The sequence below is a fragment of the Arthrobacter sp. Y81 genome, assembly GCF_002929335.1.
Classification (GTDB): Bacteria; Actinomycetota; Actinomycetes; order Actinomycetales; family Micrococcaceae; genus Arthrobacter.
In genome coordinates this window covers 1-547 of the sequence record NZ_PJIL01000087.1, presented here as the reverse complement: position 1 = coordinate 547, position 547 = coordinate 1, and the positions used below count along the sequence as shown (strand labels likewise).

The 547-nt window shown below is 62.5% G+C and carries 1 protein-coding gene and 1 pseudogene; both read left to right on the top strand.

Annotation, left to right across the window (positions count from 1 at the left end):
- Positions 1 to 321: hypothetical protein (locus CXQ91_RS24980; protein ID WP_219816621.1), on the top strand; the 321-nt coding region annotated here is incomplete at its 5' end.
- Between the two features lie 46 nt (positions 322 to 367).
- A pseudogene (locus tag CXQ91_RS24305) lies at positions 368 to 547 on the top strand (hypothetical protein); the annotation flags it as partial.

Genomic DNA, 547 nt, shown 5'->3' with positions numbered 1-547 from the left:
ATCAGGCTCACCCCGGAAGCCATCTACAAGCTGAACGGCGCCGACCGGGCGGCCGCGATCCGCGACCTACAGAAGTACGGCTACATCCTCCCGGCCGGGCAAGTACCTGGTGGTTCAATTCTGGGCCAAAACCAAGGCGGTGCGAACTTCAAGCGCACCGCAGCCGAGCAGCGCCTCCTTGACTCCGATATGCGGTGGCGCATGCTCCAGCAGGGCCAGAACCCGTTCACTGGACCGCTAACCCCGCAGATTTCGGCACTGGTCGAAAAGGACCACCGCCGCTGGCTGGCCACCAACGGCCATATTTTCGCAAGCAATTAACCCCTACGCCCGCAACGGGCACTCGCAACGAGAAGGAAATAGACCCATGGCAAAGACAATTCACGGCATTGACCTGACCGCGCCCGGTGGCGTTGAGAAGCTTTTCGCGTTTCACCGGCTCACGTTCGGTGATGCCGTCATGGAGGCGGACCTGGAAGCGCCGGTAGCTGATCCCGCGCCCGCGGTTAACCCTGCCGCCGATCCGGAAGCGCTCGTGGTTGATCCC